The following is a 17625-nucleotide window of genomic DNA, read 5'->3' on the forward strand; positions in this document are numbered from 1 at the left end:
GACTAAAATTAATAAAATACGGAGTTCATAGTTTCAATGTCATCACCTGCATTAATCGATATTTCAGCTTTACTTGCTCCTATTGAAGGAGGATTGAACGTAGGTAATGATCTACGCGAAGATACCTCTCATTCATCAGATTATTCCAAAATAAAAGATGCTCGCCGCGCAGCACGTGATGCTGAACGTAATAATATGTTTGACGGTGATAACACCGAAGCACAAGAGCAATGGGGTAAAATATTTGCATTAGCCCCTAACGTTATTGCGACTCAAGCTAAAGATTTAGAAATAGCTTGTTGGCTTACCGAAGCTTTAGTGAGAAAAGCAGGCTTTAGTGGCCTTAAAGATGGCTTTACTCTAATTAGACAATTAATTGAAACCTACTGGGAACAAGGTTTATATCCTGTAGAAGATGAAGACGGCATAGAAACTCGTGTAGCTCCAATTGCAGGGCTAAATGGAGAAGGCGCTGATGGCGTTTTATTAAGTCCTATCCGTAACTCACTTATTACTGAAGATGCTTCTTGCGAACCCTATAGTTTATGGCAATATCAACAAGCGGTTGATGTAAGCCGTATGTCTGATGAACAAAAACAAGCCGACCAAATTGAAAGAAATGGCTTTTCTATGGAGCACATTGAAAAAGCCGTTAATCAATCTTCAAATGAATATTTTGCTGAACTGTACAGTGATATTGAAGTTTGTATCAGCGAGTACAAAGCCGTTGATGCCTTATTAACTGAATTTTGTGGAAGTTATGAAGCGCCACCAACCAGTAAAATAATCGAATTACTAGAAAGTGCTAAAGGCGCGATAAATCATATTGCTAAAGCTAAGTTACCTATCGTTGTTGAAGAGAACGATACTGAAGCTGATAATGAGCAAGCTACTGAGCAAGCAATAAATTCCGCCTCACCACAATCATATACGGTTAATACCGCACTCAATTCACGCGAAGATGCTTTTAAACAGTTAAATATTATCGCAGATTATTTTAAGAAAACAGAACCTCATTCACCTATATCGTTTATGTTAACTAAAACGGTACGATGGGGAAATATGCCACTTGAAGAACTGATGAAAGAACTCATTCCAGATTCATCTTCAAGAGAAACATATAGCTCTCTTACCGGAGTAAGTGTTGAAGACTGATCATTATCGCTTAATATAAGTTGATAAATAATCGTTAATAAACTAAATCAATTTTTTATACGGAGAAAACCATGGCTGAAAGTATTCATAGCAAACTAAAAAGAGTAAGGAAACCTCGTGTACACATTACTTATGATGTGGAAACAAATGGCACTGTAGCTAAAAAGGAATTACCTTTTGTTATGGGTGTTATGGGTGATTACTCTGGTGATAACACAAAAGATAAAAAAGCATTAAAAGACAGAAAATTTTCTCAAATTGATCGTGATAACTTCAATGACATCATGGCAAAAACAGCACCTAAGCTAAACTTACAAGTAGAAAATACTTTAGCAAATAATGGTACTCAGATGGAAGTTAACCTTGATTTTAATCATATGGAAGACTTCGAACCGCATAAAATTGTAGAGCAAGTTGAACCGCTTAAAAAATTACTTGAAACACGTGATAAATTACGTGATTTATTAAGTAAAGCAGATCGCTCTGAAGAGTTAGAAGATCTTTTAGAAAATATCCTAAATAACACTGAAGCGCTTTCTACTTTATCGGGCGAGCTTGGTGTTAATAAAAATGAGGGAGATAAATAATGTCTGCAGAAGAAACATTAAATCAAGCGGAAGCAAGTGCAGCGGAAGCGGTAGAGCTTAGCTTTTTAGAACAAGCCATCTCAGCAACCAAACAAACCCCTAAAGATGAAACCGAAGCGTTATTAAGAACACTTACCGAAGAAGCGATGAATGGTACTGTTTCTTGGGATAAAAGCTTAACCGTTACTATCAATTCAGCAATTGATGCAATTGACGCCGCTTTATCTAAACAGCTTTCAGTTATCATGCAAGACCAAAAGTTTAATAAACTTGAAGGCTCATGGCGTGGTCTTCATCACACAGTGATGAACTCTGAAACAAGCTCACAATTAAAAATCCGTGTGCTAAACATTAGCAAAAAAGAAATCTATAAAGATCTTGAAAAAGCAGTTGAGTTTGATCAAAGTCAAACCTTTAAAAAGATTTACGAAAGTGAGTTTGGTACTGCCGGTGGCGAACCTTATGCTGCACTAATTGGTGATTACGAATTCTCATCACATCCAAATGATGTTGATTTATTATCAAATATTTCTAACATTGCCGCAGCAGGTTTCTGTCCATTTATTGCAGCAACAGCCCCTGAAATGTTTGGTTTTGAATCATTTGCTGAGTTATCTAAACCGCGTGATTTAGAAAAAATCTTCGATTCTGCAGAATACATTAAATGGCGTAGTTTCCGTGACAGTGACGATTCTCGTTTTGTTACATTAACCATGCCACGCGTATTAGCACGTTTACCTTACGGTCAAGCCACAAAACCAATTGAAGCCTTTAATTTTGAAGAAGGTACACTTGATGAAAACGGCAACCAGCTGCAAGGTGCACACGACAGCTACTGTTGGATGAATGCGGCATACGCAATGGGCGCAACATTAGCTCGTTCATTTGCTGAGTATGGTTGGTGTACCAGTATTCGCGGTGCTGAAGGTGGTGGTAAAGTTGAAGGTTTACCAAGTCATACTTTTGTCAGTGATGATGGCGATATTGATCAACAATGTCCTACTGAAATTGGCATTACTGACCGTCGTGAAGCAGAATTAAGTAAATTAGGTTTCTTACCACTTTGTCACTATAAAAATACTGATTATGCAGTATTCTTTGGCGCACAAACAACGCAAAAACCTAAAAAGTTTGACGATCCAGATATCTCTGCTAACTATGAAATTTCTGCTCGTTTACCATATATTATGGCAACAGCGCGTATTGCACATTTCTTAAAAGTTATGGGCCGCGATAAAATTGGTTCTTTCGTTGAAGCATCTGAAGCAGAAGAATGGCTAAACAAATGGATCAACAGTTATGTGAATAACAGCTCTGATGCAAGTGCTGAAATGAAAGCACAATATCCATTACGCGAAGCAAAAGTTGAAGTTAAAGAAGTACCTGGTCAACCCGGTTCTTACAGTGCCATTGCGCATTTATGCCCATGGTTACAAATGGAAGAATTGAGCGCCTCACTTAGACTAGTTGCTAAAATACCAAAAGCTAGCTAATTGACTTATACAATGCAATACCTTGTGATTTAATGTCATAAGGTATTGCTTGTTATAGCCATAATTTAATTAAAGGATTAAATATGAAGCAGGCTGGGACGTCGAAAACATATTCTTCATCAATTAACGATGAGCGAGATATAGTGTTTTCATTAATACCAAGTGTTTTACACTCTTTTCTTCAATTAATTACTTCCTTGTTATTGCTAACTACTCCATCGATTAATACAGAACGTTGCACGTTTACTGCTTTATCTAACAAATCTTAACGTGGCCTACTTCCTATACTCATGAGCAATGAAAATTCTACCGCTATAGACCCTGAACCAATTGGCTCAGTTCCCTTTGATATAATATTAGAGCAGCCGTCTTACATCACGAATTTGACCCAACTAATCAATGAGAAAGATGACAGTAAAGCATTACAATATTGCATTGAAACCTTCGTTGATAAGCATAAATATAGTTGTACGAGTAAAGTACGCAATGCGTTACTGATGCTAATAGCAGATCTTGATCAACAAATTAATGAACAAGTAAATCATATTATTCATCATCCTAAACTGCAAAAACTAGAAGCCTCATGGCGTGGGTTATGGTTGCTTGTAAAGCAAGCTGAAGGTTACCGTAGCATCAAAATTAAAGTGCTTGATATACGCTGGACTGAAGTAGTTAAAGACATCAGTAAAGCTATGGAATTTGATCAAAGTCAGCTTTTCAAAAAAATATACAGTGATGAGTATGGCACGCCTGGCGGAGAGCCTTATGGTGCCATTATTGGTGATTATGAAATGAGTCATCGGGTTAGTAAAACTCATCCTACTGATGATATTTCTACACTCGCAGGTATTGCACAAATAGCTGCCGCTGCTTTCTCTCCTTTCATTACTTCGGCCTCAAGTGATTTATTTGGTATGGATGATTTTTCAGGACTCGGATTACCTATCGATTTTGATAAAGTGTTTAGCCAACCAGAATATATTAAATGGAATACCTTAAGAGCATCTCCAGATACTCGCTTTATTGGTTTAACTTTACCTAAGATTTTAATGCGCCGTCCTTATCAAACTAAAATAGGCAGCTATAAAGGCATTAATTTTAATGAGTTAAATGCTCAAAATGCTGAGAATAATTTGTGGGGTAATGCTTGTTATGCTTTTGGTTGTATTTTAATTAGAGAGTTTGCTGATATAGGCTGGTTTGGGCATATTCGTGGTGCACCACGTAACCAATTGTCTGGTGGTATTTTCAAAGAATTAGCAGTAGATAGCCACGACACCGACAGTAATGAAATGGCAATAAAACCAACAACTGATGTCATTATTACTGACGCAATAGAAAAAAACATTAGTGAGTTAGGTTTTATTCCCTTATGCCAAGGTTATTTATCGCCTTACACCACCTTTTATAATAATCAGTCAATCCATAAGCCTAAAAAGTACAATACATTAGATGCTAATACTAATGCTCAAATATCATCAATGTTACAGCATATACTCTGTGGCGCTAGAATATCGCACTTTATTAAATTAATGGTTCGCGACAAAATTGGCTCATTTATTAGCGCAGAAAAATGTGAAGATCACATTAGACAATGGTTAATGCAATATACTACTGGCAGTGAAGATCTTGACTGGGAAGAACAAGCAAAATACCCCCTCAAAGAGGGATATGTACGCGTTAAAGAACACCCAAATAAACCTGGTCACTTTTTATGTGTTATCCATATTCAGCCTCATTATCAACTCGACCAAATGGTTTCAGAGTTAGAACTAGTGACTGAATTAGCGTCTTTTAGAAAGTAGTTATGATGTTGAGAGTAAAATGGTCTTAGGAATTAACGATGGCACGTATTGAGAAAGATAAGAAATTAAAGCCTTCCATTTTAGATCGCCTTTTTGATGATGAACCGCATAATAAGGTTGAGCAAAAAATGGAACATCACCAAGTGTTAAAGCAATTACGTAGCAGTATTCGTAGAGATTTAGAGTACTTATTAAACACTAGGTTTCATTTAATACAACCTAGTAGCGACTTAATAGAAGTAGACAAGTCTATTTTCAATTATGGCCTGCCAGATCTTGCTACCGTAAATATTATGGATATTGAACGACGTAAAAAGTTTATAACTCACTTAGAAAATACGTTAAGAACTTATGAACCGCGATTTAAATCGGTGCGTGTATCATTTATTGAAAACTCGGATAGTATAGACCGTACTTTACGCTTTAGAATTGACACCGTTATTTATGCCGATCCATTACCCGAAGTTGTTGTTTACGACTCAATGCTTGATTCTGTTACCCGCTCGGTAAGCGTTAAGGAACTATAATTATGTCTGATGAACTACTCCCCTTTTATGAAAAAGAGTTGGTATATATTCGCCAACTTGGTGCTCAATTTTCGAAAGAACATCCTAAAATTGCTTCACGCTTAGGGATTAATAATGACAGCATTGAAGATCCGCATGTTTCACGGTTAATCGAAAGTTTTGCCTTTTTAAATGCCCGTATTCAGCATAAGTTAGATGATGACTTTCCTGAAATAAGTGATGCACTATTAAGTACTTTATATCCACATTATCAGCGACCAATACCGTCCATGTCTATTGTGCAATTTGTTGCCGATAAAGATCAACTTGACTCAAATTACACTATTCCCAGTGGTACGTTGTTAGAAACAACTCACTTTAAAGGTGAAAATTGTCGATTTACGACTCGTTATGAAATTCCGCTATTACCCATAGAAGTAATATCGGCTACGTTAATGGCTAAGCCGTTTTTCACACCCGGTTCAGCAAATATTAGAGGCGCTGACAGCGTACTCAAAATTTCACTTAAAACATTCTCCAAAGACATTAACTTTGCCGATTTAGACATTAATAAATTACGCTTTTATCTTAAAGGTCAGGCGCAACATATTAACCCTTTATATCAAATGCTATTAAATGATTGTAATCGTACTTTTATAGCAACCTCTGAGCAAGATACTCAGCCTGCAGATATAGGTTTAAATGCAATTCAACCAGTAGGGTTTTCAACAGATGAAGGTATGCTGCCCTACCCGGCGTCTTCTTTTATTGGCTATCGACTACTTACAGAATACTTTGCTTTTCCCGAAAAATTCATGTTTATAGATATTGTCGGTTTAGGTAAAAAATTAATTGAACATCAAGGCGATACTTTAGATTTATATATCTACCTGAATGATACTAACGTTGAGCTTGAGCACAATATTTCTAAATCTACATTCAACTTAGGCTGTACCCCCATTGTAAATTTATTTAAACACAGTGCTGATCCAATAAAGCTTGATCATACTCAGCACGAATACAAAGTCACCCCTGATTCCCGTCGAACAACAGGCTTTGAAGTTTACAGTATTGATAAAGTTACTGCGGCGTCTTATTACGGTGATGATGTTGATTTTCTACCTTTTTATGGTATGAATCATGAGCAGCAAGAAAGTAATTCTCATGCGTTCTGGTTTGCAGCACGCCGTAACGCCAAACTTGATACCTATGATAGGGATGAAGGGACTGATGTATTTTTATCGTTAGTCGATTTAAACTTTAATCCTAACATACCTGAAGATCGCACCATCACCCTAGAAACAACCTGTAGTAACAGGGATTTACCACAAAAGTTACCTTACTCAGTTGGTGAGTCACACTTACAATGTACTGACAGTGCACCGCCTTGCTCTGCTATTCGTTATCTTATGCAGCCAACACAAGTAATTAGACCACCATTACGCGATCACGCAAGATGGCGATTAATATCGCATTTAAACTTAAACTTTTTATCCTTAACGGGCGGCAATGACGCTTGTTTAGCCCTAAAAGAAATATTACGTTTATACGACTTTAAAACCTCAGCGGTAACACGCACATTAATAGAGTCAATTACGCAAGTGCAAGCAAAGCCAATTAGTGCCCCCTTAACGATTGATGGACATACGGCCATGTGCCGAGGCATAGAAATCACCGTAAATATTGATGACTCACTACTAAGCGGTAGTAGTGTTTACTTATTTTCAAGCATGTTAGAGCATTTTTTTGGTTTATATTGCTCTATTAATTCATTTACTCGATTACTGATAAAAACAAAAAATAAAGAAGGTTACTTTAAAAAATGTCCACCACGAGCTGGCGAAAAAATACTGCTGTAATAGATAAATTAGCACAATACCCACATCAGTTTTCTTTTAAGCAAGCAGTGAGGGTTATTGAGCGCAGTAATAATTATAACGACGCTTTTACAATATCTGCCATTCAATCGGTGGGGCATTTTATGCCGCCACTATCTGAGTGTATTCGTTTTACGAGTAATCAATCATTATCATTTCCTTCTTCTGAAATATACTCGATTGAGCCCTTATACCCAAATCATCAAGATCTGGATGGTAACGACAATAATCAATGGAAAATGACATTAAACTTTATTGGCTTAACCGGCAGTAATGGCGTATTACCTTATCATTATACTGAAACAGTATTAAAACGACTTAAGGTAAAAGATAAAACAGTTAGTGAATTTTTTAATTTATTTAACCACCGAATCGCCTCATTGTTTTTTCAATCGTCTGTTAAATATTTTGCCCCATTAGAGTATGAGCGTTGCCGACTTAAGCAACGAGTCTCAAACACGACGAATACTACTGAGCAATACAACTCAGTATTAGGTAAAAGTGTCAATCAAAGTGCTAGTAAAGCAAAAACCGATAATTTTACCAAAATGTTGTTGTCGTTAGTTGGCTTAGGTACTGACAACCTGACTAACCGACTTTATACAAAAGATGAATCTTTGCTACACTATGCGGGTTTGTTCAGTAACTCTGTGCGAAGCGCATCTGGGCTTAAGCAAATTCTTGAGAGTCACTTTAGTTTACCCGTTGAAATAAAAGAATTTGTTGGACAATGGCAACCACTAATTGATGACGTTAGATCAAGGTTACCTATGACAGGAGGCCTTGGACAAAACAATCAACTGGGCCGAACAGTCATGCTAGGTAAGTCAGGCTTTTTCGCACAAGGAAAAGTCAATATTATTCTAGGCCCATTAACCGCTGCGCAATTAAAAAAGTTCAGCCCACATACACCTTATTTAAAGGCGTTAGATGAGTTAGTACGTCTCTATCTTGGGTTTGAACATGACTATAGTTTTACCTTACGTACCTTAAAAAAAGAATTACCCACTGATGTCAGTTTTGCCGCTAAAAACAAACCAATTTTGGGTTGGACAAGTTGGTTATCAAGCAGCAAAAATAAAACCGAACATGGCAATACTGTGGTTGATATTCCAATTTCGGCGAGATAACAAGATGATAAATATTCGTAATAATAACCTTATATTTAATACCATTGTAATGAGTGAAAAATCACGTTTTTTAATAAGAAACGTAATCAGTTTAAGCTTGTTTTTATTATTTCTAATGACTCTCAATGCTTGCTCAACAAATAATAATCCTAACGAGTTAACAGAAGTCAATGTGATTGCTCAAGGCCAAAGTATTGCAACAAGGCCGGAAATGGTTGACTCCTGTAAAGGTTTTTTTGTTAGCGCGGAAAAATTAAAAAGTTTCTATCATTACTCTTCTTCAACTAACGAGGAGAGTATAAGTGCTAAAGCGAAAAGCCTACCGTGTTTTGTCTCTGGTGAGGCCTATATTGGTGATCAAAAGTATCAATGGATATTACGCTCTGGTGGTATAGGTGAGTTTTATAATGAACACAATACGGTTACTAAAATTTGCGGCATCGCGTGTTGTAAAAATGTACCTGGCGTTTGTTAATTAATAGGGTCTGTTGATCTTTCAGGGTTAAAATTTATTCAATTTACAATGTATTTAATCGCGGTGCGAGCTTTGAATCATAGTCATTCTATTTTAAGAAGCGAGCAACAAAGCGTAAATTCGTTTTAAATGAACCTAAAGACAGTACTTGTAAAAGTAATATCGAAAGATCAACAGATCCTAATAAAAGTAAAAAAATAGAAAATAAGTGACAATACTTAACAACAAATCAGTAATAAATTAGGGAATAAATATGGTTACAATTGATTTAAAATCATTAGTGGGTAGATTAAACGAAACCTCACGTAATGCGCTAGAAGGCGCGGCAGGACTTTGTCTTGCTCGTACACATTATAATGTTGAAGTTGAACATTGGTTATTAAAGTTATTAGAAGTACCTGATAGCGATATATTAGCTATTTTTGATAAATTTGAAATTGATCTAGGTAAACTACACCAAGATCTAAACCGCGAGTTAGATCGTATTAAAGGTGGTAACACCAGAGCCCCTGCGTTATCTCCAACCATTGTTGAATTAAGTAAAAATGCATGGATGCTTGCCTCGGTTGAATATGGTCATAATGTTGCTACTTCAGCACATATTTTAACAGCCTTAATGTTAGATGACAGTATGCGTCAATCAACTGCCGCTTTATCGGGTGAATTAAAGAAAATTCAGCCTGAATCGTTACGCGAAGTAACCCGATCTATTGTTGGTACAACGGCAGAGTCACTGTCTAATGCTATGGGCGACACATCAAACACTTCAGCTGCAGCCACTGGCGCGCCAAGTAAAACGCCATCATTAGACAAGTTTACAGTCAACTTAACCGAAGATGCTAAAAATGGCAAAATTGATGCTATTTTAGGTCGTGATGAAGAAATTCGTCAAATCATCGATATCTTAATTCGTCGCCGTCAAAACAACCCTATATTAACCGGTGAAGCGGGTGTTGGTAAAACCGCTGTGGTTGAAGGATTTGCTCTGCGTATTGCTTCTGGTGATGTACCTGACGCCTTAAAAGGAGTTTGTGTTCGCTCACTCGATTTAGGATTATTACAAGCCGGCGCGAGTGTTAAAGGAGAGTTTGAAAACCGCTTAAAATCAGTAATCGCTGAAGTAAAAGCGTCACCTCAACCTATCATAATGTTTATTGATGAAGCGCACACCTTAATTGGGGCTGGTGGTAAAGAAGGTCAAGGCGATGCTGCAAATCTATTAAAGCCAGCCTTAGCTCGTGGTGAATTACGTACTATTGCAGCAACTACATGGGCAGAATACAAAAAATACTTTGAACGTGACCCTGCTTTAACACGTCGTTTCCAAGTAGTTAAAATTGAAGAGCCTAGTGAAGAAAAAGCCATCAACATGATGCGCGCAATCGCTCAAGTATTACAAAGTCATCATGGTGTTCGAATCATGGATGAAGCGATTGTTGATTCAGTTAAACTCTCAAGCCGTTATATAACGTCACGTCAGTTACCTGATAAATCAGTTAGTTTACTTGATACCGCCTGTGCTCGAGTTTCATTAAGCCAAAGTGCAACACCTGAAGCGATTGAAAACACTCGTCGTGGTATTACACAAGCGCAAACAACGATAAAGTCATTAACCCGTGAACAAGCAACTCTAGGCGATCATCAAGCAGCTATTGATGAATTAAATGCCGAACAAGTAAGGCTTACTGAGTTACTTATTGCACAAGAAGCACAATGGAAAGAAGAACTTGATATTGTTAGTAAAATACACGGTTTACAGAAAAAGATAGAGAAAAGTCTAACCCTTTCTGAACAACCTGATACTAACAATAAATCTGCAGATAAAGACATTTCTGGCGAAGATAAGCCAATTGAAGACGCTGGTTTACTTACTGAAGCAGAAATTACCGCCGCCAAAAATGAATTACATGCATTAATGGCAACATTAACGTCAATGCAGGGCGATGAGCCGATGATTCAAGTAAACGTGGGTAGCCAAGCCATTGCTGAAGTTGTCGCTAACTGGACAGGTATTCCTGTGGGTAAAATGGTGGCTAATGAAATTAAATCGATTATGGGTTTAAAAGACATTTTACAAGAGCGCATTATTGGTCAAGACCATGCGTTAGAAGCCATTGCAGAATGTATTAAAACGTCACGCGCTGGTTTAACCGATCCGCGTAAGCCTGTTGGCGTATTCTTTATGGTTGGTTCAAGTGGTATTGGTAAAACTGAAACCGCCCTTGCCCTTGCTGATGAATTATATGGCGGTGAACAAAACATTACCTGTATTAACATGTCTGAGTTTAAGGAAGAGCACAAAGTATCTATGCTACTTGGCTCACCTCCAGGCTATGTTGGTTATGGCGAAGGTGGTGTTTTAACTGAGGCTGCTCGTAGAAAACCACACAGTATTATTCTACTCGATGAAATGGAAAAAGCGCATCCGGGTGTGCAAGATATTTTCTATAACTTGTTCGACAAAGGCACCATTAAAGATGGTGAAGGCCGTGATATCGATTTTAGAAATACAGTTATCATTATGACCTCAAATGCGGGCGAAGAGCATATTCGTGCTATTTGCGCCCAAAGTGAAGAGTTGCCAGATCCAGAAGTATTACTTGATAACTTCAGACCGCAATTACTTAACTACTTTAAACCTGCATTTTTGGGAAGAACCACAGTTATTCCTTATTACCCGCTGGGTGATGATAACTTACTGAAAATATGTAAAATCAATATGAACCGAATTGCTAAACGCGTTAAAGAACATTACAACGCAGGCTTTAGTTATGATGAAGAAGTATTGTTACATATTCTTGCCAGAAGCCAAGAAGTTGATACTGGCGCGCGTAATATTGAAAATATATTAACCCGTACCTTGTTACCTGAAATGGCAGTAGAGTGTTTAACTAAGCTTTCAAATAACGAGCAGATATCGCACATTGAAGTCAATGTAACTGAAGATGGTTTATTTACTTACCAGTTAACTTAACTTATGTGAGCTTAACTTATGTGAGCTTAACTTATTTAAGTAGAACCTATCTTAACTAAGCATATCTATTGATAATATATAACACGATAAAGTATAACTTTATCGTGTTATATATCGTTAAACAAAGCATTCCCTGAAACTAACTATTTAATAAAATGATAAAAAAGATGAGTATTACTAACATTAGCATGAACACCATTTATAAAAGTTTACTATGCTTATTTTTACTCACTCAGCTCACCTGTTTTGCAACAGAAGTAAATAGCTTTGATAACCAGCGACAAGCTGTTGATCAAGCACATCAAAAATTTGCCAATATTTTTTATAAAAATATTATTCAAACACCTCAAATTCAAGCAACACGATTCAACTCGATTGCTGAATTATCAACTGCTGTTGAAAATGAAAATAATAATAACCAATCCGTAAAATCGGTTGCACTTATCCTAAGAAATGCCTTCTTACTTACTCGCGATTATGATAAACCTCAAGTTATCTCTTTGGTTAAAACTGTCCTGGATAACAACGCGTTAATTAATGCAAAAATACTCATTACCCAAATAAATGAACAAGGTGATGATAGAATTAATACGCAACTGAACTACCTACTTGCTGATTTTTACTTTCAACGGGAACAATGGGCACAAGCCGTAACTTACCTTGAAAATGATTTAGGACATTTACCACAAGAGCAATATAACCATGCTTTATTAATGCAAGGTATTGCTCTACAAAAACAAAGTAAGCATCGCCTCTCGATGACAACCTATGAAAAAATCCCTAATACCTCAACTTACTATACTGCGGCGCAGTTAAATATAGCTTTAGCGAACCTTCGCCAAGGTTGGTGGACAGAAGGTCACCAAATAATATCAGAATTACTTGAAGCACATAATGCATTACCACAAGTACCAGAGAAAACCTTAAATAGACTCTATATCACTTTAGGCTACTCATTACTCAATCAAGCCTATTACCGCAATGCTAGAAAAGCGTTTCAATCTGTTGGGGTTTCTAGTCGTTATAGCAATCAAGCATTACTGGGTATCGCTTTAACTGCAGCACATCAAGACGATTATATTGGTGCTTTAAATACAACACGCGTATTAAAAGCTAAAGAAGAGGATGACTTACCCGTCGATGAAGCTTACTTATTAATGCCCTTTTTCTATGAAAAATCTGAGCAATTTGATACCGCATCGCTAGGCTATTCACAAGCAGCCAGCTTTTATCAAACTAAAATATTCGTCTTAAATAGCTTAATTAAATCTCCAATAAACTTTAATCTTCATCCTATAGACTTAGCTAACGGGGCCAACTTACATATTGATGATACGCGTATCAATTTTTTATCTTTATATCCTAAATATACCTTTATTCAGCGTAATAATGCTGAACAATTCCAAGCCTTTATTGAAAATTCGAATGAGACATTACCCGACCGAAAAAAATTAATACAAGGTATTGATGAACTAAACAAACAGTACAATTTATTAGCCGATAAAATGGCATCACACCTTATTAGCATTAGAGTGAGCCACTTACAAAGCTATTTGAATCAATCAAGGTATGGCTTAGCTAGGCTGTTCGATAATAATACTGATAAAAATAATGCGGATACACAATAATGTTACGGAAAATATCTACACTACCACGACTAAATATCATTGTTTCGTTCGCCTTTTCATTTTTATTGATGGCTTGTAACGACAAAACTGTTGAAAGACAAACGCTACACAATATCGAAAGTACTAACGTCAATACAAACTCAAAAGCTGAGGCTAAACAAGATAACACAATCGCTAAATCTGAAAGTGATATTCGAGATGCCTACATTAACTATTTAAAAAATGCCTCAAAATCAGACTTATCGCGCGCCGATGCATTAAATAGATTAGCGAGTATAGAATTTAAACTGTCTGAAGAGTTACAGCAAAGCTCTGCAACTGAAACCGCAGAAGCAGTACTTGCAAGTGAAAAACTCAACCGAACTATTGAGCTATTAGAAACATCAATTAAAGACTACCCCAATGCTAAGCATAACGATGTAACTCTTTATCAATTGGCTAAAGCTTACGATCAACGCGGTGATTATGAAGAAACCCACAATGCATTAAGTTTGCTAGTCAAAGGTTATCCAAAATCAAAATACTATTTAGAGTCTCAATTTAGGCTAGCTGAGTATGCCTTTAGCGCTAAACAATATCGCCAAGCGGAAGATAAATATACCGATATAATTATTGCTAAAAATAATTCTGTTTTTTATGAAAAAGCCTTGTATAAACGCGGTTGGTCTCGTTTTAAGCAAGAGTTTTATATTGAAGCTGCAGACGATTTTGTACAAGTTATTAATTTCAATGACTTTCAAGAATATGATCAATTAACCGCTAGTCAACAAAATTTGTTTGATGAATACTTTCGGGCTATGGGCTTATCTTTTTCCTACTTAGGCGGTGCAGAGCCACTTAATTTGTACTTTCAACAAACCGATCATATAAATAACTTGTATCATGTTTATAGTAATTTAAGTGATACGTTTCTAAAACAGCAGCGCTATAACGATGCGGTAAACACCTTAGATAGTTACATTAAAGAATACCCTAACGCTGAGTTTTCAGCACAAGCCGCATTAAAGATAATAAACATTTGGAAAGAAGCTGGGTTTGTTGAACAGCGAAAAGCCGCTTTCGAACAATTTTATTCAAACTACCAACCAAGCAGTCGTTACTGGGTTAATAATAAATATCGTTATAAAAAACAATATGAACTGAGTAATAGCGCCCTTAAAGACCACATTTTAGTGGAAACAGCAACTTACCATAATGCTTATCAAAAAAGTAACAATTCTGCCGACTTTGCACGTGCTGAACGTTGGTATAAAAATTACTTAACGCATTTTTCTGCTTTTTCTCGTCAAGACAATATCAATCTTTTATTAGCATCTTTGTATTTACAGCATAACGATAAAGCGCTTGCCTATACTTATTATCAACTTGCTGGGTTTGACGAACAAACTATAACTAATAAAGATGCAGCCTATCAGGCTATTTTATTGGCTGGTGATTTATATCAAAGTGCTAATAGTGCAAGTAGCAGCAAAGCAAAAGACAAAGCTGATTGGCTTAATCATGTTATTGACTATTCAACCTTATATGCGCAGCAATACCCTACCGATAAACAAACCATTAACGTGATCGCCCATGCAACTGATTTTGCATATAGCAATGAAAGATACTCTGATACGCTTACCCTAGCTGAGATGATGGTAAGCGATAAAAACACCACTTTAGTTAATAATATAAACCGAGTTAAAGCCAATGCTTATTTTCAAACCAAGCAGTATTTAGCCGCCGAAAACACTTTTATGGCTTTAGTTGATAACCCTACACTCAGCAATAGAGCGCGAATTGATGCGCAAGAAGGACTGGCTTTAGCTATATTCTACCAAGGTAGCAGTGCAGCTGAGCAAAATGAAACCCAAATAGCGATTGAGCATTACGCAAGAGTTTCTCTACAAGTGCCACAATCAGACACCGCCTCTGCTGGTTTATACGATGCTATTGCTTTATCAATTCAAACTGAACAATGGTTACAAGCAATTGAATATATTAAACGCTATAGATTGTTATACCCTAACGATAAAAATGCCAACGATGTCACTAAAAAGTTATCCCTTGCTTACCTAAATTCAAAACAAGATATTGCTGCTGCGAATGAATTAGAGAAACTATCGAGTAATGAAAACAGTAAAGATTATAAAATGGCCTCATTACTCAAAGCGGCTGAATTATATCAAAGTAATGGTGATATAGCGTCAGCAATCAGAAGTTATGAAAAGTATGTTAATACCTACACTACGCCGTTTGTACCCTACTTTGAATCATTACACCAACTAGCAAAATTAAACACCGCGCGTAATCATCATAAAACCAGTATGACCTGGCAAAAGAAAATTTTAGCTGTTGATAAGAAGACGCCTAATTCACTCAAAAATGGGCACACTAAATTTATTGCTTCTCATGCTGCACTTTCAATAGCACGTGCTGAGCAACTTCGTTTCGCCAAAATAAAACTTATTGCCCCATTAAAAGTTAACCTTAAAAATAAAAAACAAGCCATGCAAAGTAGTGTTAATTATTACGCCAGAGCATCATCTTATGGTATTGCCGAAACCGCAACTGAAGCTACCTATGAAATTGCCAATATTTATAATGACTTTGGTCAGGCGTTATTAACCTCTGAGATACCTGAGCATTTAAACGAAGATGAAAAAGAACAATATTTATTTTTATTAGAAGATCAGGCTTTCCCATTTGAAGAAAAAGCTATCGAATTTTTTGAAGTTAACTTGTTATACACCAAAGATGATATATACGACCAATGGATAGAAAAAAGTTATCAAAAATTAGAGAAATTATTTCCGATAAGATATCAGCGTGAGCCAAAAATAGAGGAGTTCATCAATGTCTTACATTAATTATTTCAGCAGTATAAAGATGATAAAAACAAATGCAAAGCATATGACGTTTCAACTTACACAGTGCATTAAAGTACTCTTGTCACTAACTTGGAGCATTATTTTAGCTCTATCAATTATAACTCTAACATCTTGTAGTAATACTAGCAGCAATAACAACTCAACTCATGATGCACAATCAACAAACTCTTCAGCACAAGATCTACAACTTTATGAAGATGCAATTGTTGCTTTAAATAATAACGAGTTAGATAGAGCTAAAAAATTATTCATCACGATGAGTGAACGCCAACCTAATATGGCAGGATCTTGGACTAATTTAGCTCTGATCAGTATTAAACAAGGTAACTTAGCCCAAGCAAATACTTATATAAAAACAGCATTAAATAAAAATCCCAACATGCCACAAGCGTTGAACTTAGCCGGTTATTTAGCACAAAAAGCTGGAAAAATTAAACTAGCAGAATCATATTATTTACAGGCAATAAACGTAAAAGCTAATTACGGGTTGGCACATTATAATGTGGCATTACTTTATGATGTTTATCTGCAAAACATTCCATTAGCAGTTGAGCATTATCAACGTTATTTGACACTTAATGAACAAAAAGACGAAGCAACTGCCAACTGGTTAGAAGGTTTGAAAGCAACAATGGCGGCAAGTAATTAATGAAGTTATTTATAATTAAAAGGTTATTGATGTCGGTTAAGTTATTAGAAAAAATAATCTTAACGAAGCAAATATCTAAAAATATACCTATTATGGCTATCTTATTGTTACCACTTATAATATTAAGTGGAAACTCATCCGCAAACGATAATGATGTGATAGAAGTCACTGATAAAGTTGAGTTAAAAACAAGCTTCATTAAAGGTAATAAAGAGCTACCACAAGTACTCTATATCGTCCCTTGGCAAGAAATAAAGAAAGTTACTCAAAAACCTGACAACATGGTGTTACACAGTTTATATGGTGATGTTTTTAAACCAGTAACGCCAGAAGATCTCATTGAATAGTTATGAGTTATTTTACCTAGATGTTAGCCTAAATGGCAAAAATAGGTTAGTACAACAATTTATACGGCGTTCAAGGAGCATCCAAAAACATTATAAAACAAGCAAAATGTTCTTTAAAAACGCAGTTAT

General features: G+C 36.2%; 13 protein-coding genes. All 13 read left to right on the forward strand.

Features of this window, described 5'->3' with window-relative positions; all coding sequences use genetic code 11:
• Positions 1 to 36: 36 nt before the first annotated feature.
• Positions 37 to 1155: a type VI secretion system protein TssA gene (tssA, locus tag CWS31_RS10110; protein WP_101344960.1), complete on the forward strand. Its 1119-nt coding sequence runs from the start codon at positions 37 to 39 to the stop codon at positions 1153 to 1155.
• A gap of 71 nt (positions 1156 to 1226) precedes the next feature.
• Positions 1227 to 1742, forward strand: a complete 516-nt coding sequence (tssB, locus tag CWS31_RS10115) for a type VI secretion system contractile sheath small subunit (protein WP_101344961.1) — start codon at positions 1227 to 1229, stop codon at positions 1740 to 1742.
• Positions 1742 to 3235, forward strand: coding sequence for a type VI secretion system contractile sheath large subunit (gene tssC / locus CWS31_RS10120; RefSeq protein WP_101344962.1), 1494 nt, complete (start codon positions 1742 to 1744; stop codon positions 3233 to 3235). Before tssB ends, tssC (CWS31_RS10120) begins: the two co-directional genes overlap by 1 nt.
• A gap of 290 nt (positions 3236 to 3525) precedes the next feature.
• A complete protein-coding gene (tssC, locus tag CWS31_RS10125) occupies positions 3526 to 5040 on the forward strand; it encodes a type VI secretion system contractile sheath large subunit (protein WP_101344963.1) in 1515 nt (504 codons plus the stop codon).
• Between the two features lie 38 nt (positions 5041 to 5078).
• A complete protein-coding gene (gene tssE, locus CWS31_RS10130; protein WP_101344964.1) occupies positions 5079 to 5567 on the forward strand; it encodes a type VI secretion system baseplate subunit TssE in 489 nt (162 codons plus the stop codon).
• Between the two features lie 2 nt (positions 5568 to 5569).
• Positions 5570 to 7405 (forward strand): type VI secretion system baseplate subunit TssF, encoded by a 1836-nt coding sequence (gene tssF / locus CWS31_RS10135; protein WP_101344965.1) that lies wholly within the window; start codon positions 5570 to 5572, stop codon positions 7403 to 7405.
• On the forward strand, positions 7369 to 8553 hold the full coding sequence (locus tag CWS31_RS10140) for a type VI secretion system baseplate subunit TssG (RefSeq protein WP_101344966.1): 1185 nt from the start codon (positions 7369 to 7371) through the stop codon (positions 8551 to 8553). Before tssF ends, CWS31_RS10140 begins: the two co-directional genes overlap by 37 nt.
• 4 nt (positions 8554 to 8557) lie before the next feature.
• Positions 8558 to 9028, forward strand: a complete 471-nt coding sequence (locus CWS31_RS10145; protein ID WP_101344967.1) for a hypothetical protein — start codon at positions 8558 to 8560, stop codon at positions 9026 to 9028.
• Positions 9029 to 9281: 253 nt separating this feature from the next.
• Entirely contained in the window at positions 9282 to 12002 is a 2721-nt protein-coding gene (gene tssH, locus CWS31_RS10150) for a type VI secretion system ATPase TssH (protein WP_101344968.1), read from the forward strand.
• A gap of 167 nt (positions 12003 to 12169) precedes the next feature.
• On the forward strand, positions 12170 to 13630 hold the full coding sequence (locus CWS31_RS10155; protein ID WP_148747756.1) for a tetratricopeptide repeat protein: 1461 nt from the start codon (positions 12170 to 12172) through the stop codon (positions 13628 to 13630).
• Positions 13630 to 16479, forward strand: coding sequence for a tetratricopeptide repeat protein (locus tag CWS31_RS10160; RefSeq protein ID WP_101344970.1), 2850 nt, complete (start codon positions 13630 to 13632; stop codon positions 16477 to 16479). The genes CWS31_RS10155 and CWS31_RS10160 overlap by 1 nt, the downstream gene beginning before the upstream one ends.
• Before the next feature lie 43 nt (positions 16480 to 16522).
• Positions 16523 to 17149, forward strand: coding sequence for a tetratricopeptide repeat protein (locus CWS31_RS10165; protein ID WP_170252851.1), 627 nt, complete (start codon positions 16523 to 16525; stop codon positions 17147 to 17149).
• Positions 17149 to 17496, forward strand: coding sequence for a hypothetical protein (locus CWS31_RS10170; protein WP_148747757.1), 348 nt, complete (start codon positions 17149 to 17151; stop codon positions 17494 to 17496). The genes CWS31_RS10165 and CWS31_RS10170 overlap by 1 nt, the downstream gene beginning before the upstream one ends.
• The last annotated feature ends 129 nt before the right edge of the window (positions 17497 to 17625 follow it).

The sequence above is a fragment of the Colwellia echini genome (assembly GCF_002843355.2).
GTDB lineage: Bacteria > Pseudomonadota > Gammaproteobacteria > Enterobacterales > Alteromonadaceae > Colwellia > Colwellia echini.

Bases quoted from the DNA above. Each gene is read 5' to 3' on its own strand.
- tssC (WP_101344962.1), top strand. From the start codon at position 1,742: ATGTCTGCAGAAGAAACATTAAATCAAGCGGAAGCAAGTGCAGCGGAA.
- tssH (WP_101344968.1), top strand. From the start codon at position 9,282: ATGGTTACAATTGATTTAAAATCATTAGTGGGTAGATTAAACGAAACC.
- tssC (WP_101344963.1), top strand. From the start codon at position 3,526: ATGAGCAATGAAAATTCTACCGCTATAGACCCTGAACCAATTGGCTCA.
- CWS31_RS10145 (WP_101344967.1), top strand. From the start codon at position 8,558: ATGATAAATATTCGTAATAATAACCTTATATTTAATACCATTGTAATG.
- CWS31_RS10165 (WP_170252851.1), top strand. From the start codon at position 16,523: ATGACGTTTCAACTTACACAGTGCATTAAAGTACTCTTGTCACTAACT.
- CWS31_RS10155 (WP_148747756.1), top strand. From the start codon at position 12,170: ATGAGTATTACTAACATTAGCATGAACACCATTTATAAAAGTTTACTA.
- tssA (WP_101344960.1), top strand. From the start codon at position 37: ATGTCATCACCTGCATTAATCGATATTTCAGCTTTACTTGCTCCTATT.
- CWS31_RS10160 (WP_101344970.1), top strand. From the start codon at position 13,630: ATGTTACGGAAAATATCTACACTACCACGACTAAATATCATTGTTTCG.
- tssF (WP_101344965.1), top strand. From the start codon at position 5,570: ATGTCTGATGAACTACTCCCCTTTTATGAAAAAGAGTTGGTATATATT.
- CWS31_RS10140 (WP_101344966.1), top strand. From the start codon at position 7,369: ATGTCCACCACGAGCTGGCGAAAAAATACTGCTGTAATAGATAAATTA.
- CWS31_RS10170 (WP_148747757.1), top strand. From the start codon at position 17,149: ATGAAGTTATTTATAATTAAAAGGTTATTGATGTCGGTTAAGTTATTA.
- tssB (WP_101344961.1), top strand. From the start codon at position 1,227: ATGGCTGAAAGTATTCATAGCAAACTAAAAAGAGTAAGGAAACCTCGT.
- tssE (WP_101344964.1), top strand. From the start codon at position 5,079: ATGGCACGTATTGAGAAAGATAAGAAATTAAAGCCTTCCATTTTAGAT.